This is a genomic window from Rahnella sp. RcJ3 (assembly GCF_009498575.1).
In the GTDB taxonomy this organism is placed as follows: domain Bacteria; phylum Pseudomonadota; class Gammaproteobacteria; order Enterobacterales; family Enterobacteriaceae; genus Rahnella; species Rahnella aceris.
Window position 1 is genome coordinate 304,293 of the sequence record NZ_QSNX01000005.1, and the last position, 22,899, is coordinate 327,191.

At 53.5% G+C, this 22,899-nt stretch carries 20 protein-coding genes and 1 pseudogene; 13 read left to right on the forward strand and 8 right to left on the reverse strand.

The window, feature by feature from the left end; genetic code table 11:
* Nucleotides 1-8: 8 nt before the first annotated feature.
* Both DXU84_RS09325 and DXU84_RS09330 read right to left on the reverse strand, forming a co-directional pair.
* The gene (locus DXU84_RS09325) at nt 9-425 is read right to left on the reverse strand and encodes a hypothetical protein (protein ID WP_119261674.1); all 417 of its coding nucleotides are present in this window, start codon (nt 423-425) and stop codon (nt 9-11) included.
* A 580-nt stretch (nt 426-1,005) separates the two neighbouring features.
* Nucleotides 1,006-3,783 (reverse strand): flavocytochrome c, encoded by a 2,778-nt coding sequence (locus DXU84_RS09330; RefSeq protein WP_153375496.1) that lies wholly within the window; start codon nt 3,781-3,783, stop codon nt 1,006-1,008.
* 577 nt (nt 3,784-4,360) lie between these two features.
* Between DXU84_RS09330 and DXU84_RS09335 the strand changes: the two genes are divergently transcribed.
* Complete coding sequence (locus tag DXU84_RS09335) at nt 4,361-5,872, forward strand: anion permease (protein ID WP_013575620.1); 1,512 nt, start codon at nt 4,361-4,363, stop codon at nt 5,870-5,872.
* A gap of 65 nt (nt 5,873-5,937) precedes the next feature.
* Here DXU84_RS09335 and DXU84_RS09340 read toward each other — a convergent pair whose 3' ends face one another.
* A complete protein-coding gene (locus DXU84_RS09340) occupies nt 5,938-6,603 on the reverse strand; it encodes a GntR family transcriptional regulator (RefSeq protein WP_112152444.1) in 666 nt (221 codons plus the stop codon).
* A 187-nt stretch (nt 6,604-6,790) separates the two neighbouring features.
* On the opposite strand from DXU84_RS09340, the gene DXU84_RS09345 reads away from it, so the two are divergent.
* The 7 genes from DXU84_RS09345 (at nt 6,791) to DXU84_RS09375 (ending at nt 14,345) form a co-directional block, all read left to right on the forward strand.
* A complete protein-coding gene (locus tag DXU84_RS09345; protein ID WP_015689958.1) occupies nt 6,791-8,284 on the forward strand; it encodes an ABC transporter substrate-binding protein in 1,494 nt (497 codons plus the stop codon).
* Nucleotides 8,281-9,126, forward strand: coding sequence for an ABC transporter permease (locus tag DXU84_RS09350; protein ID WP_013575623.1), 846 nt, complete (start codon nt 8,281-8,283; stop codon nt 9,124-9,126). Before DXU84_RS09345 ends, DXU84_RS09350 begins: the two co-directional genes overlap by 4 nt.
* A gap of 1 nt (nt 9,127) precedes the next feature.
* Entirely contained in the window at nt 9,128-10,042 is a 915-nt protein-coding gene (locus DXU84_RS09355; RefSeq protein WP_013575624.1) for an ABC transporter permease, read from the forward strand.
* Entirely contained in the window at nt 10,039-11,421 is a 1,383-nt protein-coding gene (locus tag DXU84_RS09360; RefSeq protein WP_370461756.1) for a M20 family metallopeptidase, read from the forward strand. Before DXU84_RS09355 ends, DXU84_RS09360 begins: the two co-directional genes overlap by 4 nt.
* Before the next feature lie 63 nt (nt 11,422-11,484).
* The gene (locus DXU84_RS09365) at nt 11,485-12,483 is read left to right on the forward strand and encodes a 1-aminocyclopropane-1-carboxylate deaminase/D-cysteine desulfhydrase (RefSeq protein WP_015689960.1); all 999 of its coding nucleotides are present in this window, start codon (nt 11,485-11,487) and stop codon (nt 12,481-12,483) included.
* A gap of 1 nt (nt 12,484) precedes the next feature.
* Nucleotides 12,485-13,483, forward strand: coding sequence for an ornithine cyclodeaminase (locus DXU84_RS09370; protein WP_153375498.1), 999 nt, complete (start codon nt 12,485-12,487; stop codon nt 13,481-13,483).
* Nucleotides 13,476-14,345, forward strand: coding sequence for a sulfurtransferase (locus DXU84_RS09375; RefSeq protein WP_153375500.1), 870 nt, complete (start codon nt 13,476-13,478; stop codon nt 14,343-14,345). The genes DXU84_RS09370 and DXU84_RS09375 overlap by 8 nt, the downstream gene beginning before the upstream one ends.
* Here DXU84_RS09375 and DXU84_RS09380 read toward each other — a convergent pair.
* Nucleotides 14,338-15,966: an ABC transporter ATP-binding protein gene (locus DXU84_RS09380; protein WP_153375502.1), complete on the reverse strand. Its 1,629-nt coding sequence runs from the start codon at nt 15,964-15,966 to the stop codon at nt 14,338-14,340. The two genes, DXU84_RS09375 and DXU84_RS09380, sit on opposite strands and share 8 nt — an antisense overlap.
* Nucleotides 15,967-16,427: 461 nt before the next feature.
* Here DXU84_RS09380 and DXU84_RS09385 point away from each other — a divergent pair, with 461 nt between their 5' ends.
* Nucleotides 16,428-17,000, forward strand: a complete 573-nt coding sequence (locus DXU84_RS09385; RefSeq protein ID WP_013575630.1) for a cytochrome b/b6 domain-containing protein — start codon at nt 16,428-16,430, stop codon at nt 16,998-17,000.
* Nucleotides 17,001-17,561: 561 nt separating this feature from the next.
* Here DXU84_RS09385 and gstA read toward each other — a convergent pair.
* Nucleotides 17,562-18,167 (reverse strand): glutathione transferase GstA, encoded by a 606-nt coding sequence (gene gstA, locus DXU84_RS09390; protein WP_121019309.1) that lies wholly within the window; start codon nt 18,165-18,167, stop codon nt 17,562-17,564.
* A 130-nt stretch (nt 18,168-18,297) separates the two neighbouring features.
* Here gstA and DXU84_RS09395 point away from each other — a divergent pair, with 130 nt between their 5' ends.
* The 3 genes from DXU84_RS09395 (at nt 18,298) to DXU84_RS09405 (ending at nt 20,585) form a co-directional block, all read left to right on the forward strand.
* A complete protein-coding gene (locus DXU84_RS09395; RefSeq protein ID WP_194286510.1) occupies nt 18,298-19,206 on the forward strand; it encodes a LysR family transcriptional regulator in 909 nt (302 codons plus the stop codon).
* Nucleotides 19,207-19,319: 113 nt separating this feature from the next.
* A complete protein-coding gene (locus tag DXU84_RS09400; RefSeq protein ID WP_112152436.1) occupies nt 19,320-19,787 on the forward strand; it encodes a GNAT family N-acetyltransferase in 468 nt (155 codons plus the stop codon).
* 261 nt (nt 19,788-20,048) lie between these two features.
* Nucleotides 20,049-20,585, forward strand: coding sequence for a GNAT family N-acetyltransferase (locus DXU84_RS09405; RefSeq protein ID WP_112152435.1), 537 nt, complete (start codon nt 20,049-20,051; stop codon nt 20,583-20,585).
* A 68-nt stretch (nt 20,586-20,653) separates the two neighbouring features.
* Here the strand turns inward: DXU84_RS09405 and DXU84_RS09410 are convergent, their stop codons facing one another.
* The 3 genes from DXU84_RS09410 to DXU84_RS09420 all read right to left on the reverse strand — a co-directional run bounded on the left by DXU84_RS09410 (nt 20,654) and on the right by DXU84_RS09420 (nt 22,373).
* Nucleotides 20,654-21,049 carry a VOC family protein gene (locus DXU84_RS09410; RefSeq protein ID WP_050144761.1) on the reverse strand — a complete coding sequence of 132 codons (396 nt, stop codon included), beginning with the start codon at nt 21,047-21,049 and terminating at the stop codon, nt 20,654-20,656.
* Between the two features lie 172 nt (nt 21,050-21,221).
* Entirely contained in the window at nt 21,222-21,653 is a 432-nt protein-coding gene (locus DXU84_RS09415; RefSeq protein ID WP_112152434.1) for a bifunctional diaminohydroxyphosphoribosylaminopyrimidine deaminase/5-amino-6-(5-phosphoribosylamino)uracil reductase RibD, read from the reverse strand.
* Nucleotides 21,654-21,878: 225 nt separating this feature from the next.
* Nucleotides 21,879-22,373: a DUF523 domain-containing protein gene (locus tag DXU84_RS09420; RefSeq protein WP_024191716.1), complete on the reverse strand. Its 495-nt coding sequence runs from the start codon at nt 22,371-22,373 to the stop codon at nt 21,879-21,881.
* A 208-nt stretch (nt 22,374-22,581) separates the two neighbouring features.
* Here DXU84_RS09420 and DXU84_RS09425 point away from each other — a divergent pair.
* Nucleotides 22,582-22,821: pseudogene (locus DXU84_RS09425) on the forward strand (class I SAM-dependent methyltransferase); the annotation flags it as partial.
* Nucleotides 22,822-22,899: the final 78 nt, after the last annotated feature.

A 22,899-nucleotide genomic window follows, 5' to 3' on the forward strand; every position in this document is an offset into this window, starting at 1 on the left:
TCTCGTTGTCAGCAATTTTTCATGCAAGTATTTATCAACAGACTCACTTTATCCTCATAAGGAATAATAAAGTATCGCTCACCAATGTTATAACGTGCTTCAACATCAATACCACTTTCAACTAAATAGGTTTTCAGTACTTTCACTGCCTGTGGAACATCTTTTACCTGAGTCCAGGTGACCTTTTCCTCTAAGAAGGTATTTTCATCACCACCTTGCACATAATAAATAGCATCACTGGAAATTTCAGGCGCATTTTTAATAACATCAGGCGTAAGATAATAATAGTCAACCCAATTTGATTTGCGATATTCCCTTCCATCAGAAATACAACCCAACAAATACAAGCTTAATACTATATGGCACATGAACATCATAACTAATATTGCTATAAAACATCCGGACCACTTAACTATTTTTTGCATATAACCCTCTGTATGCACTTTAATTGACTCACCAGATCGGCATGGGGCTATCACCGCCAATGTAAAAATAGTCTGGGGACCTCGGATGATGAGGAAAAATAGGGTAATGTGAAGGCATTTTGAGTTCTGTATTTTTTTGGAACCCCTTTCTGAGGGACAAGTACACGTTTCCATTGAGTTTATTTTTATCATCAAACATATTTTTCACGGGTCTGTTTAGATAACGATCAGATAAATACAAGCTCGATAAATCATTTAAAGGCTTGATATAATCTAACCATGAAAATTGGTAATATCGCTGCGTTTACTCATATACCTCCATGCTATCACAGTATATTATGACAGACTGATTGAGGGACTCCAGGTATAATAACCCTGCCAGAAAGAGTCCCTGATTAATATTTTATAATTGCAGAAGTTATAGCGCAAAACCTTGAGGTAAACAAATACAAGATTTCTATTAAATATTTTTATCAATTTATGCAGATTATGATGTTAAACTTTTCAGCTTATCGTAACCCATAAAAAAACCCACGCTCACACGTGGGTTTTTCATTTTAAAGCATTAACCTTCTGTCGTTTACCGCTTCGCCAGCGCCGCCGCATTCTTACCGGCGAGAATGCCGAAGATAATGATATCGGCGACAGCGTTACCGCCGATGCGGTTTGCGCCATGGATGCCGCCGACCACTTCGCCTGCGGCCCAGGCACCGGTGATCACCTGTTTTTGCGCATCAAGCACGGCGGTATCCGGGTTGATGGTCACACCGCCCATGGTGTGATGCACGCCCGGCGCGATGCGGATAGCAAAGAACGGCCCCGGATTGAGCGGATGGCGCAGCGCAGTGGTACGTCCAAAGTCTTCATCCTTTTTCTCCACCACAAACAGATTGTAGCGCAGCAGGGTTTCCGACAACGTGTGAGGATCCATATTGAGTTTTACTGCCAGTTTCTCCGGCGTTGGCGCGCTTATCACAAAGCCTTTGGCGATATACTCGTCAGCCGCTCTGTTATTCGACCGCACCTGTTCATCGAAGATCACCCACGCACTTTTCTCCGGTAAGGCGATGATTTCAGCCGAGACTTTATCGCGGGTTTCCATCTCGTTATAGAAACGCTTTCCGGCCTGGCTGATCAGGATCGCGCCGCCGCCGCGAATGGCTTCGGAAATCAGATAAGACGTGGTCTGTTCCACCGTCGGGTGGATCTGGATTTCACCCATATCCACCGTGTCCGCGCCCAGTTTCTGTAGCAAGGCAATCCCGCTGCCGGTCGCACCCGCATGGTTGGTGGTCACAAAACCATCCAGTTCCGGGCGATATTTCACCACCATCTCGCGGTTAGCACTGAAACCGCCGGTGGCGACAATCACGCTTTTCGCATTCAGAATGCGGCTGTCATTATATTCATCCACCACTTTCACGCCGGTCACCACGCCGTTTTCGGACAGGATTTCGGCGACGGAGGTTTCAAGCAGCACTTCGATATCGCGCTTGTTGATATTTTTCACCAGGCCGCTGATCAGGAAACCACCAACGGCGGAACGATCCGCCGGACGGTGTGTACGGTCGATACTCATCCCGCCGGTGATGGTGATGTCATTCAGTTCAATCTCTTTCGCCGCCAGCCATTCGACGGCTTCCGGTGCCAGTTCCACAAACTCTCTCAGCAGCACCGGGTTGTTTTTGAACTTGCCGCCTTTCAGCGTTTCTTCATAGAACAGGTCTTTGCTGTCTTCGATGCCTTTCAGTTTCTGGAAACGGGTTTCTGCGGCGTTCATCCCGACGGAGGCTTTGATGGTATTGCCGCCGATAGTGGGCATCTTCTCGATAATCACCACATGCGCGCCTTCGTCGTGCGCCTGAATCGCTGCAGCCAGCCCTGCGCCGCCGCTGCCGATCACCACAACGTCGTAGTTTTGCGGTGCCTGCGGGTTGCCGCCTTCTTCGATGACGTGTTCTTTGCTGGAAGTTGCCAGCGCGCGGGAAACGGCTTTTTTCAGCGCCTCACTCTGGGTGGTCGCACCGGTAATGGCATCGACGTGCGGGCTGTTGGCGACCAGCATGCGCGTACGCAGGCTTTCGAAGGTGGTCGTGAAATCGACGTCCAGCGAGTCGTCTTTCACCAGCGCGATATCGGTAATACGGTCAGTGTCGAGCGTGACGCTGATTTTCAGTTTCAGCGCTTCGGCTTCGACTTTCTCCTGATACACCCCGGCTTTGTATTTACGGCCGGTGACGCTGGTGTCGCGGATCATGGCGTCAACCAGAGAGAAGCGCCACAGCGGTTCAGGGATGTTCAGTTCTTCGCGTTTATGGCTGTCGATAAACAGCTCAAGATGATCGTTATTGACGATGCGGTCAGCCCAGTCCGGATAAGCAATACAGGCTTTACCCACCGCGATCAGATCAAAACCGTATTCCAGCCCTTTTTCGGCATCAGCTTTGTTGATCACGCCGCCGACGCCAATCACCGGCACTTTAGCCAGTGTTTCAGAGCGCATGGCACGGAATTTAGTGATCAGCGGCGTCGGGTCCTGCGTATCGACGATAGAGGGACGCAACAGTTGTCCGACCGAGAAATGCACATAGTCCAGCCCGCGCGCAGCGAGTTTTTCCAGCAGATACATCGTGTCGTCAAAACGGATGCCCGGCACTTCCAGCTCTTCCGGCGAAAAACGGTAGCCGATAATGAAGGAGGCGTCGGCAAAGCGCTCTGCCATTTTGTGGGTGATGTCGAGCACTTCCAGCGGGAAACGGGCGCGTTTGTCGCGGTCTCCGCCCCATTTGTCGGTGCGCTGGTTGGAATTCGGCGAGTAAAATTGCTGGATCAGATAGGTGTTTGCGCCGTGGATTTCCACACCATCGAAACCGGCTTTAATGGCGCGGTTAACGGCATCACCAAATTTGGTGATCATGGTTTCCACTTCTTCGCCGGTCAGTTCTTTTGGCCGGGTCGCGCCTTCACGGGGTGCAGCGATGGCGCTTGGGGCGACAGGCGTACGGCCGCCGATCAGCTCCGGTTCCACCATTCTGCCACCGTGGTAAATCTGTAAAATCGCTTTCGAGCCTTTGGATTTAATGGCATCGGCAATTTTCTTCAGACCGGCAATTTTATTGTCGCTGTCGATAGCGATAGCACCCGGAAACGCCGGGCCCATGCGGTCAATGAAGCAACATTCGACGATGATTGTGCCGATGCTGCCAGCACGGTCACGGTAATATTCCACCAGTTCACTGGTGACGGTACCGTCATAAAAGCCGGTGCAGGTAGTCATCGGGGCCATCAGCAGACGGTTTTTCAGTACCGCACCGTTTGGCAGCGTGAGCGGATTCAGTACCGGTGTCAGCTTATTCATTATGATCAACTCCGAAATCTGTAAGTCTTGAATTTTTCCATGACCGCATTACTTACCGTAAAAAACTACGTTTAATTAAGCAATCCGAAGCAGGCGAATATAGAAATCTGTTAGCTAATTTATTTGCATCAGGCGATGAAATTGGCGTTATAAACGTGCTGAAAACAGGAGTTGTTTATTTATCCGACACAGAAACCCATGCCACCTTCAATTGTTAATGATGAGTTGACAAAAATCAACATTAGAATAACATAAAAAATCTCACCTTCAAAATCATAGAGTTGACCGCTACAACTGGCGTTTACGCAAATTTACTCTACATTCACTTAAACGGATTATTTCGATAAATAAATAACCACACTTATTGTAATGATACCGTATTGATATAAGTGAATGTATTGCGTCATTCAGGCTAAGAATAAAAGTAACATCTTAATTTCGTCACAGTGGACCCGCTGTCATTGCGTACCGCTTAACGCATTTAAGTTCGAAAGAAATTAATGGTTTTCCGAATCAGAACACCATCTTTGATAACCGTGGCGTAACGCTCACACTCAATTACGGGCAGACAAAATTTATGAAACCCACATCGACATTGAATGTTCCCGGCAAGGCCGATCCGGCCTCCGGGGGACTAAAAAAACGTCTGATTATGTTGTTCCTGCCGGTGCTGGTGGCGGTGCTTTTACTGCTGACGCCGGTCCCCGCCGGGCTTGAACCCTATGCGTGGCATTTCTTCGCCATCTTTGTCGGCGTGATTGTCGGCCTGATTTTCGAGCCCTTGCCCGGCGCCGTGATCGGCCTGACCGGCGTGGTGGTGATCGCCCTCTTCAGTCAGTGGCTGTTATTCAGCCCGGCCGAAATCGCCAACCCGAAATTTAAAATGCCCACCGAGGCGTTCAAATGGGCGGTGAGCGGCTTCGGCAACTCGACGGTCTGGCTTATTTTTGGCGCGTTTATGTTTGCCGCAGGATATGACAAAACGCAGTTTGGTCGCCGTCTGGCCCTGATCCTGGTGAAATATCTCGGCCGTCGCAGCCTGACATTAGGTTACGCCATTACCTTTGCGGATCTGTTGCTGGCACCTTTCACGCCGTCCAATACCGCACGCAGCGGCGGAACCATTTACCCGATCATCGCCAACCTGCCGCCGTTATACGGCTCCAAACCCAATGATCCGAGTGCGCGCAAAATCGGTTCTTATCTGATGTGGGTGGCGATTACCGCCGCGTGTATCACCAGTTCGATGTTCCTGTCGGCGCTGGCCCCGAACCTGCTGGCACTGGCGCTGGTGAAAAGTATCACCGGCTTTACGATTTCCTGGGGTATGTGGTTCCTGGCGTTCCTGCCGCTGGGGGTGCTGCTGATCCTGACCATGCCTTTGCTGGCCTACTGGTTCTATCCGCCGGAAGTGAAGATTAATGACGAGGTGCCGCGCTGGGCGAAAAGCGAACTCGACAAACTGGGTAAGCTGTCGCGTAACGAAATCCTGCTGCTGATCTTTGTGTGTTCTGCGCTGCTGATGTGGATTTTTGCCGCTGCGTGGATTGAACCCGCGCTGGCTGCGTTGCTGGTCGTGGTGCTGATGCTGTGGACCGGCGTGCTGAACTGGAACGATATCACCAGTAATAAACCGGCCTGGAACACCTTCGCGTGGTTTGCGACGCTGGTCGCGCTGGCGGATGGTCTGGCCCGCGTTGGTTTTATTGCCTGGCTGGGTAAAGAAGGCGGTCAGTTACTCGACGGATTCGACCCGCAGGTCGCCGCTGTTATGCTGCTGATTGCGTTCTTCCTGCTGCACTACCTGTTCGCCAGTACCACGGCGCATACCACCGCGCTGTTACCGGCGATGCTGACCATTGCGGCGGCTATTCCGGGCATCAATATGCCGGTTTACTGCCTGATGATGGTGACCTCGCTGGGCGTGATGGGGATCATCACCCCGTACGGCACCGGCCCTAGCCCGATTTATTACGGCAGCGGCTATCTGCCAACCAAAGATTACTGGCGCCTCGGTACCATCTTCGGCGCGATTTTCCTCGGCGGCATGATGCTGATTGCCTATCCGTGGATGGTGCTGATGTTCTGATGAACGCCCCTGCCAGACTGCGTGTTGCAGTCTGGCAATGCCTCCTGACTCCCGGCAACCGCCCGTCACTCCTGTAGAAAATAATGCTTACCGAGAATGGCTGCGCCGTCATCAATCGATTTGTGGATAAGCTTCACGCAGCGTTTAACATCGCCCGCTTCCAGCGCCACCAGCAGTTGATCGTAATTATGCTGGCCCTGCGCCATATGCGGTGACTGCGGATAAAGATAGTTAAAACACGGACCAATCTGCACCCACAACTGCTCAATCAGCGCGGTCAGCGTGGGCATCGCGGCCATTTCATACAGAGTGAAACGAAACTCCCGGTTAGCCTCTAAAGCATCCTCAACGTTATTTTCCACTTTCGCCGCCATAAATCGGGTATTCAGCGTTTTCAGTAAAGCGAGGTGTTGCGCAGTGATCTGCCCGCAGGCTTGCGATACCGCCAGCCCTTCAAGATTTTTGCGGATAAGGGTGATTTCCTGATACCGCGCCAGCGCAATTTTAGGCACCAGAAAAGCCTGTGCCGGCGTCGCATCAAGCGCGCCCGCCGACACCAGACGCAGCAACGCTTCGCGCACCGGCGTCACGCTGGTACCCAGTTTTTCAGCAATTTCTTTGGTCACCAGCCGCGCGCCCGGTTTGAGTACGCCGACAATTAATGCCCCTTTCAGTTTGGCCTCCACCTGCATAGTGAGGCTGACACGCTGCGCTTTTTCCATCTCAAACATCTGACGTTTTCCTTTAGCAAAATAATGGCTTTTCTTTTGCGGTTTAATCTGTAGCTTGCCAAAAATACATTATATAGGATATATCATGTATTAAGGAATTGAATACTGATTGACCGTTTTTGTGACGCACAACCTTCACGTTAATTCCGTCAACTCTTCTGGCGGCTTCACTTTGGGAATGACCGTAATGAGAATACCTGCCTTTAAACCGGCTTCACTGGCCCTGCTTATCAGCCTGACAACACCGGCTGCTTTCGCCTCTGAACTGGTGATCGCCCAGCCAGCTTCCGCCACGGCGATGGATCCGGGTTTCCTGAAAGAGTCTGCCACACTGGTGGATAACCTCTTTGATACGCTGGTGCTGCGCGACGCCAATATGCAGTTGCAACCGGGGCTGGCGACAAGCTGGAAATCACCCGATGATACCACCTGGGAGTTCACCCTGCGTCAGGGTGTGAAGTTCAGCGACGGCGAGCCGGTCAATGCGCAGGCGGTGAAATTCTCTATCGACCGTATTCTGGATCCTGCGAATCACGCGCCGACCATTTCGTATATCCGCACCATCAAATCCGTGGAAGTTACCGGCGATTATCAGGTGAAAATCCACACCACCGGCCCCGACCCGCTGCTGCCAACCCGCATGAGTCGCTACCCGACCTATATTGTGCCACCGGCGTATGTCACCAAAGTCGGTGCTGCGGAATTTGCCCGCAAACCGGTGGGTTCCGGCGCGTACACCCTCACCGCATTTATTCCCGATGAAAAAGTGGTGATGCAGGCCAATCCGGATTACTGGCGCGGCAAGCCCGCCATCGATACCGTCACCTGGCGTCCGATCCCGGAGGCCACCGGGCGCATCACCGCCCTGCTGACCGGCGAAGTACAACTGGTTGATGGCGTACCGGCCGATCTGGTGCCGGCGCTGAAAAATAAACCGGGCGTGCATCTCGAACAGGTAAAAAATGGCGGACTGACCATTTACCTCGGACTGAAGAACGACCAGAAACCGCTGAATGATGTGCGCGTCCGTCAGGCGTTATCACTGGCGCTGAACCGCACGGCCTATACCCGCGATTTACTGCACGGTTTCGGCACGCCGACCGGCACCATGGCCGGACCGAAAGATTTTGGCTATGAGGCGATCCCTGCACCGGCGCAGGACATCGCCAAAGCCAAAGCGTTACTGGCAGAAGCGGGCTATCCGCAAGGCTTCACCCTGCGCTTCCAGGCACCCCGCCGTTATATTGCCAGTGCAGACGTCGCCCAGGCGATTGTGCAGGATCTGGCAGCCATCGGCGTGAAAGCGCAACTCGAAGTGCCGGAATGGTCGGTCTATACCCAGCAGGTCGCGGCGCAGAAACAGGCACCGATGTACATGCTGGCGTGGGGATCAACACAGACGCTGGACGCCGATGCCGCGCTTTATCCGATCCTGCACTCCGGCGAGCCGTATTCTACGGTGAATTCGCCTGAACTGGATGCCCTGCTGAACAGCAGCCGTACCACGGTCGACCCGGCCAAGCGTGAGAAGATTTTGCAGCAGATACAGCAGGTTGTCGCCAGCCAGCAACCGCTTATCCCGCTGTACAAAGAAGATTCCCTGTATGCCAGTGCCGACAACGTGACCTTCACCGGCCGCGCCGATTCGCGGATCCCGCTGTTTGACCTGAGGATGAAATGATTTCACTGCGTACAACCCTGCAAAGGAAATCCCGCCGCCGGTTTTACGGCGACGGGCTCCTCGGCGGACTGTTGCTGTTACTGGTGATTGTTCCGGCGCTGCTGGCGCCGTGGCTGCCCCTGCCGGATCCGCTGACCAATGATCTGGCTGCGGCCTTTTCCTCGCCGGGCGGCCATCATCTGCTGGGCACCGATCAGCTGGGGCGCGATTTGCTGTCGCGTATTTTATCCGGTACGCGGCTTTCGCTGATGGTGGTGTTGCTGGCAGCGTTAATTGCGGCGGTGACGGGCTCGGCGCTGGGCATGATTGCCGGTTATACCGGCGGCTGGCTCGACGCGCTGATCATGCGCCTGATGGACATCCAGCTGGCGGTGCCGTTCATCCTGCTGATCTTACTGGTGATGGCGCTGTTCGGCGCGTCACTCACCAATATCATTGTGATCATGGGCGTGACCAGTTGGGCGATTTATGCCCGTGTCGCCCGTGCCAAAACGCTGGAAATCCGCGAGCTGGAATTTATCGAATCGGTCAAAGCCATGGGATTTTCCACTCCGCGCATTTTGCTGCGCCATGTGCTGCCCAGTCTGATGACCCCGCTGATCGTGCTGCTGACGCTGGATATTCCGCGCCTGATCGTGCTGGAAGCCTCGATTGGTTTTCTCGGCATGGGCATTCAGCCGCCGACGCCGACGCTCGGTAATCTGATCGGCGAAGGCCGTTCTTATATGCTGCTCGCACAGTGGCTGGTGCTGTATCCGGGGCTGGTGATTGCCGCACTGGTGATTGGCTGCAACCTGCTCGGCGACAGCCTGCTGCGTAAAACCCACACGAGGCTCGACTGATATGCTGCGTTATATCTTGCAACGCCTCGGGCAGTCAGTGCTGGTGATGTTTGGCGTGTCGCTGCTGATTTTTTACAGCCTGCACCTGACCGGCGATCCGGCTGCGGTCATGATGCCGCCGGGCTCCAGCCAGCAGGAAATCGATAATTTCCGCCACAGCATGGGCTTTGACCGTTCTCTGACGTGGCAGTACTGGCATTATCTGACCGGCGTTTTACAGGGCGATCTGGGCGAATCACTGCGCTACAGCCAGCCGGTCACCGAACTCATCGGCCAGCGCGTTCCCGCCACCCTGCTGCTGGCCATTACCGCATTGCTCTGGAGCACCGTCGCCGGTTTGCTGCTCGGCATCGTCAGCGCGTTATATCAGAACACACTATGGGATCTGGTCTCACGCCTGCTGGCCTTCAGCGGTCAGGCGGTGCCAGTGTTCTGGCTTGGCCTGCTGCTGATCATCGCCTTCAGCCTGAACCTGCGCTGGTTGCCGTCCGGCGGTTATGGCAGCGCCAGTCAGCTGGTGATGCCTGCCATCAGCCTCGGCGCGTATTATATGAGCGCCATTGCGCGGCTGATCCGCGCCAGCCTGATTGACGTTCTGCAACAAGATTACATCCGTACCGCCCGCGCCAAAGGGCTGAGCCGCTGGCGGATTGTGGTTCGCCACGGTTTACGCAATGCGCTGATCCCGGTCATTACTGTGCAGGGAATGTATTTCGCCTCGCTGCTTGGCGGTGCGCTGGTGACCGAAATCATTTTTGCCTGGCCGGGTATTGGTCGCCTCGCCGTTCAGGCGATCCAGAACCGTGATTTCCCGCTGGTACAGGCCATTGTGCTGCTCGCCGCGCTGGTGTTTGTCGGCATTAACCTGATTATCGATTTGCTCTATGTGGTACTCAATCCGAGGATCCGCCTGTGACACATCCCGTTCCCCCGGCGCTGCAACCGACGCTCGATTTACTCAAGGCGATGACGCCGTTCGCCAGTGTTTCCGGCCAGCTCAGCCCGCAGCGCGAACTGGCACAGTGGCTGGAAGACTGGATCCGCCAGAATCTGCACGGCGTGCCGGTGTTGCCGGTCAGCGCTCAAAATGACGAAAACACGCCGCCGCTGGTGCACATGCGCATTGAGCGTCAGGCGGCAAAAACGCTGGTGCTGTACAACATGTACGACGTGATGCCTGCCACGGACGAAGGCTGGGAATTCCCGCCCTTCACCGGCGGTATTACCGAATGGCCGGGCACCGGTGCGGTGTATATCGCACGCGGCGCAGAGAACAATAAAGGGCCACTGGCAGGCATGCTGATGGCGATAAAATCGCTGTGTGACGCAGGCGGGCCGGACGTTAATCTCGAGATCATTCTCGAAGGCGAGGAAGAAACGGGCAGTGGCCGGTTACGGCGTTACCTGGCGCAGGAACCCTGTCCGGTGCCGTCCGCCGGGGCGGTGTTTTTCCCCTCGCTGTGTGAATACGGCGGCGGCGCACCTCGCGTGTATCTCGGTTTCAGCGGACTGAGCGGCGGCCGTTTACGGGTCAGCGGCGGCGCATGGGGTGGCCCTCACGCGGCTATCCATGCCAGTAACGCCAACTGGATTGCCAATCCCGTCTGGCGGCTGGTTCATGCCCTTCATGCCATTGCACCCGCCGAAAACAGCGGCGTCATCGCCCGTCAGACGGTGGATGAACCGGCAAACCGGCTGCTGCATACTCTGGCGCAACAGTTCAGCATCAGCGATGAACTGCACTTTCGCAGCAGTGAAAAATTATCGGTCAGCGGCGATACGCTGGCCTGCCTGCAACAACTGATCAACGGCGCGGTGCTCAACATTTCAGAAATCTGCAGTGATCCGCAACAGGCACGGGGCGTGATCCCGCACAGCGCCAGCGCGGAACTCGCGCTGCGCGTACCGCCGGGCATTGACGGTGAAAACCTGCTGGCGGCAATCCGCCAGACGCTCTGCCGGGCGGAATTCGACGGCGTGGAACTTGAGCTGGACGACAGTTACCCCGGCCACCGTTTCCCGCGCAACAGCCCCGGCGTCGATGCCCTGCTCGCCAGCTATCAGGCTCAGGGCGCGCAACCGCAGGTCTGGCCGTGGGCACCCGGCTGCGCACCGGCGTATACCTTTGCCCGCATCGCACCGGCCTTTCTGATTGGCGGCCTCGGCCACGGCGGCAATGCGCACGGCGTGAATGAATTTGTCACCCTGCGCGGGCTGGAACGCTTTCAGCAATCCGTCACCGACTGGATCCGTTTTTACGCCCGCGACACCCCTTTTTCTGCTTTGCCGGAATAATCCGGCGAGGCTTTGCGTCAACATCCGGGAATGTTTTAAAAGATAATCACCAGGAAAATTATGATGAAACAAGCAGATGATTTTGAACGTGTTTCACTGGGATTCTTCCCCACACCGCTCGAACGCCTGAGCACACTCGGCGACTCACTCGGCATCACGCTGGATATCAAACGTGATGATTACACCGGCTTCGGCGGCGGCGGTAATAAAGTCCGCAAACTGGAATATCTGATGGCCGATGCCTGCCGCAAGCAGGTCAATGTGGTTATCACCACCGGCGGGCATCAGTCCAACCATGCCCGGATGGTGGCGGCGGCGGCGCGTAAGTTCGGCATGAAACCGGTGCTGGTGCTGCGCGGCCATCAGCCGGAAACCTATCAGGGCAATCTTCTGCTCGATAAACTGTTCGGCGCGGAGCTGGAGTTTCTCGACCCTGACGGCTATTTCACCCAGATTGAAGGGGCGATGAATGCCCATGCCGACGCGGCACAGGAACGCGGTGAAAAAGCGCTGATTATCCCGCTCGGCGGCGCCACGCCGCTCGGCGCATTGGGTTATGTGCGCGCTATCGAAGAAATGGACGCCCAGCTTAAAGAACGTCATCAGTTGCCGCCGGACGTGATTGTCGCGCCGACCGGTTCCGGCGGTACGCTGGCCGGGCTGTATGTCGGCGCACGTAAATACTGGCCGGACACCAAAATCGTGGGTATCAGCGTCAGCGCCAAAGCGGAATGGTTCCGGACACGAATTTCCGCCATGGCGCAGGATTGTGCTGATTTGCTGGAATGGCCGCAACACTGGACGCCTGACGATATCTGGATTGAAGACGAATTTGTCGGCACCGCCTACGGCGTGCCGTCTGACGGCGGCATTGATGCCATCTACCGTGTTGCGCAGGCCGAAGGTTTGCTGCTGGATCCGGTCTACACCGGCAAAGCCATGCACGGGCTGATCAGTCTGGTGGAGCAAGGCAAAATCAGCGCCGGTTCACGGGTGATTTTCGTGCACTGTGGCGGCTCACCGGCGCTGTATCCCTTTGCTCAGACCTTGCTGGAGCACTGAGATGACGCAGGGTTTTCGCTATCTGAATCAGCGGGATGTCATGGCGCTCGGCGGTACGCAGGCGCAGGCCGCGCTGGATGACGTGCGTGACGTTGTCACCTTAATGCGCCAGCAACAGACGCAGATGCCAGCGGAAACCCACGTCAGTCTTGCCGGTGCGCGGGGAAAAGCCTACGCGCTGCCCGCCTGCGTAGGCGGTCGTTTCAATGCCGCTGGCGTGAAATGGACGGCACATCGCCCCGATGCGCACGACGGGCTGCCGCAGGCGATGGCGATGACGCTGATTAACCGCGCAGATAACGGTCTGCCACTCGGGCTGGTGGAAAGCGCCGCGCTGACTGCCGCCCGCACCGCTGCCGTCTCGGCGCTGGCGTTACGCCATGCCGCACCGCGTCCCGTACAGCGCGTTCTGCTACTCGGCACCGGCGTGCAGGCCACGGCACATCTCGATATGCTGCGTCAGCTTTTCCCGGACCTGCAACAGGTCAGCTGGTGGAGCCGCAGCGCATCTGCTTTTGCCACAGACAGCGATAACCTGCCGTGGCCGCTGGTCCGAATCACCGGTTTACCGCACGCCTGCGCACAAGACATCGACGCCGTGATCACCTGCACCAGCGCCGCCGAACCGCTGCTGGGCGCGGAGGCAATCCGCCCCGGAAGGCTGGTTATTCAGGTGGGTTATCACGAAGTCGCGTTTGAGGCGATTGCCCTCGCCACAAAAGTGGTGGTCGATTTGTGGGGAGATTTCTGCGAAACCAGCGCCAAAAGCCTCTTCCAGATGTACCGCGCCGGGCAATTTTCGCCGGATCGCGTTGATGCTGATTTAAGCAATCTGCTGCTCGATGGCTGGCGACCTGCGCCGGATGACAGTGTGTATTTCTCCTCGTTTGGCCTCAACGTTTTCGACATCGCCCTGGCGGCCCGCGTGCTGGCACTCGCGCAGCAGCGGCGAACCGGCACGCTGTTACCGCTTTTTCCGGAGTCATTTTACCTTGCCTGATTACTCTGCTTTCCCCTTGCCGCGCATCATTATCAGCGCCGCAGAGCTGCGTGAACGCCAAAAAAATGGCGAACAGTTCGCGCTGATTGATGTGCGTGAGATCGCTCAGTGGCAGGCCGCAACCCTGCCGGGCGCGCATCATCTGAATGTTTATGATTACTTTATTCCCGACAGCACTGAAGCCGGTGTGAACAGCCTGTTCAATGCCTTTCAGCGTGCCTGGCAGTCGCTGGACATCCGTGACAACGTCACACCTGTTTTCTTTGAACAACAGGTCGGCATGCGCTCCCCGCGCGGTGCGTGGTTTGCGCTGTGCGGCGGCATCTGCCAGCCGCTGGTGCTCGATGGCGGGCTGGATGCCTGGCAACGCGCAGGCGGCGAGCTGATGCCGGGAACCGGCAACAGCGCAGTGATAAGCGCAGAAAATCCGGATTACCGTGCGCCAGACAGTACGGTGATCGCGCAACTTAATTCGCTGACGGCCACGCGGACGGAAGTGCTTGCGGCACAGGCGTCCGGCGCACAGATTCTGGACGCCCGGCGTCCGTCAGAATTCAGCGGTGAATTTGCGCATGAATGCTGCCACCGGGCAGGAAGAATTCCTGGTGCAAGATTGCTGTTCTGGGAGGATGTGGTGCATAAAGGCGCGTTTCAGGATGCCGGAGAAATCCGCCATCGCGCGGAGAAAGCCGGACTGCATCCCGACCGGGGGATCATTATTTATTGTCACCGGGGCGCACGTGCCGCCACGGTATTCACCGCCCTGCAACTGGCGGGTTACAGGCAACTGGCCATTTATGTCGGATCCTGGCATGAATGGGCGGAACATCCTGAACTGCCCCTGCTGACGGGTTTTAACTGACGTTGCGCAGTTGCAACGCCTGCCTGATATCCGGCGCTGCCGCCAGTAAAGTTTGCGTATAAGGATGCTGCGGCGCGCCCAGCACCTGTGCGGTAAGTCCGCTTTCCACAATGTTACCGTGATAAAGCACCACCACGCGGTCACACACCTGTTTTACCGCAGCGAGATCATGGCTGATAAACAGCACGGTCAGGCCGAGTTGTCGCCGGAGCTCATCCAGCAATGCCAGGATCTGCCCGCGAACCGAGAGATCTAACGCCGACACGGCTTCATCCGCCACCAGCAGTTCCGGTTCTAACGCCAGCGCACGGGCAATCGCCACGCGCTGACGCTGACCGCCGGAAAATGCGCCGGGCAACCGGCTGGCGTGGTGCGCTTCCAGCCCCACCAGCGTGAGTAATTCATCTACCCGCGCCTGAATCTGCCCGGCAGGACGCAATTTCCAGACACGAAGCGGCTCAGCAATTTGCTCACCGATGGTCATTTTAGGGTTCAGACTGGCGTACGGATCCTGAAAAATTATCTGTGCGCGGCTGCGCATTTTCTGCCGCGTGGCGTGACTGGCGCGGGTCAGGGAAACGCCATCAAATTCGATATCACCGCTGTCAGTTTCCGTCAGGCCAATGATCGCCCGCCCCAGCGTGGTTTTCCCCGAACCGGATTCGCCGATCAGCCCCAGAATTTCGCCGCGACGGATATCCAGCGACGTCGGAAAAAGCACCGTTTGCCGTTTTGCCGGTATGAAAGGTAAACGCTGCGCCTGCGGATAGCTTTTGGTCAGTTCACGCAAACGCACCAGCGGCGATGCCGCGCTGATTTCTGCGCTGAACGGACGCGGTTCGGGCTGGGAAGCGGCGATCAGTTTGCGGGTGTAAGGTTCCTGCGGATCGGTCAGCAGTGTTGCCACCGGCCCTGCTTCCACCAGATTTCCCTGATGCATTACGTAAGCGCGGTCAGCGTAACGCGCCACCACGCTCAGGTCGTGGGTGATCAGCAGCACGCCCATCTCCATTTCCTGCTGCAATTCCAGCAGCAACGCCAGAATCTGTGCCTGAATGGTGACATCCAGCGCAGTGGTCGGCTCATCGGCAATCAGCAGCGACGGCTTGCAACTGATGGCGCTGGCAATCATGACCCGCTGGCGCATGCCGCCGGAAAGCTGGTGGATATACTGTTTCGCCCGTTGCTCAGGATTCTGGATGCCGACCCGATCCAGCAAAGCGATGGCCTCACGGTGCGCCTGCTTCCAGCCCAATCCCAGATGGCGCACCAGCACTTCAGCTATCTGTTCACCGACTTTCAGCACCGGATTCATGCTGGTCATCGGTTCCTGAAAAATCATCCCCAGCCGTTTACCGCGCACAGCCGTGTCAAACGCGCCCTGCGGGCTGGCAATCTGTTTATCAGCCAGCCAGATTTCACCGCCCGTCATACTCACACCCGGCGGCAGCAATCCCATCAGCGCCAGCGAACTCAGCGTTTTACCGGAACCGGATTCCCCCACCAGCGCCACCATTTCACGGCAATTCACCTGCAGGGAAAGCGGTTTGACCAGCGGTAATCCGGCATCGGTATGAATGGCGAGGTGGCGAACGTCGAGCAAGGGTCTGGCAGTCGTCATGGCGGTGATCCGGCGAAGAATTAAGCACTGAGAATATATCGTATATTCTCAACCGACAACCTTAAAGACCGCCTTCGATAGATTAATTTCTGCTAATTAATCATGATTTATCAGGGTTTCACCCTCAGACACAAAAACCTGCCGACTGCCTGCCGGAGGGATTCGCAGAAAAGGCAGGTTAAGGGTATGCATGAGGAAATAATGTCGTCAGGCTGAAATTGCAGCAACAGGGGGGGCGTTATTTGCCAGATAGCATAAATAATCCCGGCAAAATGCATTTGGCCATGGGTTCAGTTAATAGGCCAAAATGCCGATGGTAATAATAATAGTTATCACTTCTCAATATTTATTGCCACGTTGGCGGAATGAGAACGTGCTGGCAAATAATTTTAAAATTAAGGTTAAGCTAATAATTCTTTCGTAAGATTCAGAATGTCGATCAATCCATTAAGGCAATCGCTATGAAATCACGAATTTGGAATATGTTACCCCATGAGTACGCCCCTTTTTTTCGTGCCCTGCACATCGTTGTGGCACTTTTAATACTTTCACAAATTATCAACTCCAACTTTACTGAAACTGAAGCGCTTGCCGGGCATGGCCTGGACAGCGTGATAACCTGGGTGCATGTAATTTCCGGGTCAGGGCTGATTATCTGTGGCTTCCTGATGCTTGGCTGGATGATGACCCAGAGAGGTTTTACTTACTATTTTGCCTGGGCTAAGCTGGATTTTGAGGGTATTAAACAGGATATCAATACGCTGATGAAATATCGCTTACCTGAAGCCCATTCCGGTGGCATTGCCAGTACTATTCAGGGGCTTGGTGTTCTGGCGTTATTATGCGTAGCCATATCGGGTGGATTATGGTTCTTACTCAATACTGTTGAATCTGATTTAGCGGATAAAATTATCGGGTGGCATAAGTTCCTTACTACTTTTATTGAAGTCTATTTTTATGCGCACGGTGCAATGGGGATTTTACATCTGTTAATTGAACGATATAAAAACCACTCACCGGCTATTAATGATTAACTTATTGCAGGCTGAGTCATGACATTTAATCATTTTTAATGATGTGATATCGCCTTTGGCGCGAAAAGCCACGCTCGCTGGGGTTGGCCGCGGATGAGGCGATCTCCTGTCGTTTATTACCCCCCATGAATGCGCAATTATTGTTCCGGCCTGAATGCATCAGGCCTCAAGAGACCTCCGGGCAAATGCTGTCTGTCAAACCTGCTCCACCGTACCGGGGCTTCCTGAAGCTGTAACGCGACCAGATTCCCCCGTTCTGCCCGCGAAAGTCTCGCGCTGGCCGCAGAGTTCTAAATCTCTTTCACCCGGGACGAGTCGTACACCTCCTGGGCCCGTTCCATTTCTGCTCCATGCTCCAGCGCCCATTCGTACAATGCAATAAACGTGAGAATTAAAATCGACCATTTATTAGTGATGTTTTCAAGAACAGGACGGGTATTAGCTGTAACGTCCGCTCTGGCACTAAACGCCCCACCAAAAGGATGTCACTGGGCAGCGGGAAGCGGATCTTTTACTTTGCATCTGTCAGACATTTGCATCCGCCATAAGCTTTTATCGGGCTTATTGAGATGCTTCTGCAAGTAAGGCAGCCTGCACGGCAGGACGCGCATTGATATTTGCCATATACGCCGTTAATACAGGCCAGCGATTCAGTTCGATGGAAAAGAATTTACACCAACCCAGCACGGTGAAAAGGTAAGCATCAGCAACGCTGAACGACGGGCCCGTCAGATAGGCTTTTTCATTGAGCGTATCCTGCAGATAATCGAACCGCCGGAAGAGCTTTTCACGAAAGAGCGATCTGACGTCTTCAGGCAATGTGGAGTTGAACAGCAGTGCGGACCCCGCATGTATTTCACTGGTGATAAAGTTTAGCCATTCCTGCAGACGCACTCGCGCCCAACTGTCCGCTCGCGGTGCCAGCCCCCTTTCCGGCTTCAAGTCAGCGAGGTATTGCACAATGGCCGGCCCTTCGGTGAGTATCTGACCATTGTCCAGTTCCAGCGCGGCGACATAGCCTTTTGGATTAATGATACGGAAGTCACGTCCGTCTGCGGTGAGCTTGCTTCTGTTGTCCACTTTGACCAGTTCAAATTCAAGCCCGAGCTCACGCAGAACGATGTGGGGTGAAAGCGAACAGGTGTCAGGGGCGTAATAAAGTTTCATGGTCTCTCCGATAAAATTGAAAAGCTTTTTAGCAATATGCTGGCCGTTCCTGAACACACTGTGCGTAATGTGTCTCGTGCTGTAAAATTAATGATTCATAAATTAACTATTAGCTGAGCTACTGATACCTATGATGAATCTTTTGCACTGGCGTTTACTGGTCGCCGTGGCGGATGCCAGCAATATCTCACGCGCCGCTGAAGAGGTGGGAATGACTCAGTCCGGCGCCAGTCAGGCTATCGCCCAGTTAGAGGCTTCACTTGGGTTCCCGGTGTTTACGCGTGAGCGTCGACACATCGGCGTCACCGCGCTGGGTGAGCAGGTTATCGAACAGGCAAGGATAATGCTTGAACGGCTGAACGCCATCCGCGTGCTGGCTGATGAGAGCCGCGGTTTAAAGGGCGGACGCATTCGCCTCGCCAGTTTTCCCTCGGTGACGTCCACATTTTTGCCTGGGCTGCTGCGCGACTTTAAGCGTCTGCATCCGGGCATCGACGTGGTGGTACTGGAAGGTACAGACGAGGAAGTGGAGGAATGGATTGCAGCAGACACTGTGGATCTGGGTGTGGTCATGAATCCCGAACCGGGACGAGCAGACGTTGTATTGGGACAGGATGCATGGGTGGCGGTCATGCCATCCCGTCATCCGCAGGGACAGAATGCAAAGGCGGATGGCATAACGCTAGAGGCACTGGCAGGCCAACCCTTTATTCTCGCGACAGGCGGATGTGTCGTTAATGGAAAAAGTCTGATGGAGCAGGCAGGCTTGCAGCTCTCTGATGTACGCGTAAAAGTACGGGATTGGGTCAGCGCCTGCATGCTGGTGCGTGAAGGCATGGGTGTGACGCTGATTCCGGAATCTGCCCTGCCAGCTGAATTGCGAGGCCTGTGCGTGCTGCCGGTGACACCTTCTATACACCGTGAATTTTGTCTTGTCTGTTCGCCATCCGAAAAGTCTTCTGGTGCGACACAGGCATTACTGCAAGGGCTGCGTAAAAGAGGATGTACACATTTTGATTATTCTATCCAGTGTCAGTAACCTGGCAGTTGCAACGTCGAACTGGCGGCGCTAATCCGACGTTAATGAGTCACAAAGCTGCACAGCCTGTTATGTTGCACATCTTAGTGGCAGCCGAGCTTCAAGGAGTTTAGATGAGCAAATCGCCTGACATCACCGTTGGGTTCCGCCGCGCGGAAGAAAATGATGCGGAATTGGTTCGTGAGATAGTTCTTGCGGCCTATTCCAAATGGATTTCGGTCATTGGTCGTGAACCGACCCCGATGAAGGCCGATTTTAATAAAGTCGTCCGTGAGCATGACATTGACCTGGCCATTGTTGCAGGGGATGTCGTCGGCCTCATCGAAATATGTCTCCATGCTGATCATCTTTGGATAGAAAATGTTGCGGTACATCCTCACCGGCAAGGAATTGGAATCGGCCGGAGATTACTGTCGCATGTTGAAAGTAAAGCAGCTCAAGCGGAGATTGGGGAAATTCGCCTGCAGACGAACGAAGCATTCGAGGCGAACATTGCATTATATGCGGCGCTAGGATATGAAATCGATAGACGTGAACCATTCATGGGTGGAAAGACCGTCTTTATGAGCAAAAAATTGTAGCGGTTACTAACACTGCCCCGAAACAAAGATTTCTTGAATCATTTTAAGGTGCATAGCTACTCAGACCTATCCGCTAAAGGATCAAGGGCAGCTTTGAGCGAGGAACGGACATAGCGACATTCGGATCTGTAAGCTAGCATCGAAATCATTGCCAACAACTCTGTATGGTAATTGACGGTGAGGTGTTGCGAACCTGCTTTTCCCTAACTATAAAAACAGATATATAACTAACCTAATGATCACATTATTTAGGAAATTGTTTTGCAACTACAACTCACCAGACTGCATCTTCGCCCCGTAACTACATCTGACTTGGATGACCTTTTCAGAATTTATGGCGACCCGGCTACGAACACCTTTAACCCCGCAGGGCCATATCCTGACATGCAACATGCACAAACTGTTTTAGCTCGCTGGATCAACCACTGGGAAACTCACAGTTTTGGAAACTGGGCAATCTCTTTGCAGGATAGCCCTGAAAGGATCATTGGTTTTGGAGGTCTGAGCATCAGCAGTTATGCAGATATCTTAATTAATAACTTAGGATATCGTTTCGCCGCAGAGGCATGGGGAAAAGGTCTGGCGACAGAGTTTTCGAAATACTCTGTCAGATATGGATTTGGTGAGTTAAAGCTGACTGAGATATCTGCCGTAGTTAGAGGAAACCACATGGCATCGCAGAAAGTTCTTCAAAAAGCCGGGTTGCAATACGTAAAAGAGATCCATGATGTGAAAGACGCGCCGCCTAGCCTGCTTTTTTCTCTTACACAGAGTGAATGGCTCAGACAATCAATGTGAGCGTATTTACTCTAAATCATGGATAGCTAAACTGAAGCTAAAGAAGCGCCCTAAGGCGCTTTGGAAAATTAGTGGTTCTGGTACAAGTCCCAGCGATTTCCAAAGAGATCCTCAAATACAACCACCATCCCGTACTCTTCCTCACGTGGTTCCTCGCAAAATTGAACGCCTGCGGCCTTCATAGCGGTATAATCGCGCCAAAAATCGTCGGTCTGAAGGAAAAGGAACACCCGGCCGCCACACTGATTACCGATAAAGGTTTTCTGCCTATCGTTTGAGGCTCGGGCCAGAAGAAGATTACAGTCACTTTCCGGGTTAGGCGTCACAACCACCCAGCGCTTGCCAGGTTGAGGCGTGTCTTCAACAAGCGTAAACCCGAGCTTACTTGTGTAATATTCAATCGCTCGGTCATAATCGTCGACGACGATAGCCACATATCCCATGCATCTTTTCTGCGTTCTCAAAATCACCTCCACCCGTTTTGGGATCTGCCCTTCACTCGAAATCACCATATCATTCGCTATGAATGTCCGCTACTGGGCTGTGAGTTCAACCGATGGATGCTACACACTGATTGAACCGCTCTGAGCGAACATCGGACCTTTGGCTGACACAGTTTTGTTATGTCCATACGGCCTAAGACTTCGCCAGATAAGGGGATAGAAAATTCTCTACCTCTCGTTTACCAATGCCTAGCGTAAAGCTGACCCCTGCATTTTTTAAAATTCTGAGTCCTTCTCCACGGTTTCTAGGATGCGGGTCTTCCATGGCTACATAGACATGGAGTGGTTTCAGTTCAGCAAGTGTCAAGGCACAGGAGGGGGTTCTTCCTTGATAGGAGCAGGGTTCAAGTGTGACAAAGATTTCACATTCACCAATTGGAACCGTTAGTTTTGAAATGGCGTCTATCTCTGCGTGATGATGGCCTGGAAGTTGAGTGAAGCCTTCGGAAACCACCGCACTTTTATGGACAATTACGCACCCTACAGGTGGATTTGGTCTGCAGCCAGGTAAGGCATGACGTGATTTTTCAAGCGCTAACAACATGAATTCTAAATTTTTGCTCATCCGCCTTTATGCCCAAATATGTAAATCATAGACTTAAGATTTTCAAACCACCCGGGATGAATGTCCATTATTTAGATTAATTACTGATCAGCTATGACCAACCACTCGTAAATTAACTCACACTGACCCTTTGATACTTCCACTTTTGGCACTAAGCGGCCTGAGAAGGTGTCCAGGAATAAACAAAAAAGCTGATTTCTTTTCGTATCTCAATGAAAAATATGTTCAGCGTTCTTTCTCATCAATCCAAGCAATGAGATCGGCGAGCCTCTTCTCAGAAAACACGGCTATACCATGTTCAGTGAGTAGCGAAGCTGCGACTCCCATACCTGACTTACGTTGGCCGCTAAATGAACCGTCATAGATGAATTGGCTACCGCATGTTGGACTGCCGTCGGTTAACAACGCAGCGGTACAACCTGACTCCTGAGCTGTACGTAATGCCAACCAGGCGGCAAGCTGATAGTGCTCAGTTACATCCTGCCCCGTAATTTCAAGTATTCTGACCTGCGCCTTCATTACGTCTTTACCATCAGTAGAAACAATCTCAGCTGAGGGACGTGGAATTGGCAACCCAGCGGCCAGTTCAGGACAGTGGATCACAAGACGCTGCTCTTTCTGCCAGCGTTGCAACTGGTCGGTCATTTGTGCTTTCTCGCTTCCGTCATAGCGCACTTTGAACCCCATTAGGCAAGCACTTACCAGTATTTTATTTATCATCGTTATCGTATATCAGGGCAAATGAATGCTTGAATTATAATACCTTCGCTTTTTACATAGACATGCCTGTGGCAGTGCCAATACGCCGCTAAGAGTAAAAAGTGGACCGTACGGCGCTGTCGCTTTACCTTTATTGTCGTCTTCATATCCACGTTATTTGGCTATACAGTAACAGCTGATTATTTGCTGAGTATAAAGCATGTCCAATATGAATATTTACGAGAAACAGTATCGTGAACTGATAGCGAGCGGGGCTACAGCATGGGCTGGAGATGGTTATGTAAGGGCGAAAGAACAGCAGGAACGGGTGTTTTCCTGGCTCAGCATACATGAATATCTTCCACCATCTGGAGCAAAGGTTCTTGAGCTTGGATGTGGAAATGGCGCAATGGCAGCGCAGTATCTTACCGAGCATGGTTATGAAGTTTGGGGAGTAGATTTAGCTGAAATGAATAGACCCTAGTTTCCTAGACTGTTCCGTGCCTCATGAACCAGGCACTTTCATAAACTGCAGGGGGTTGATCCT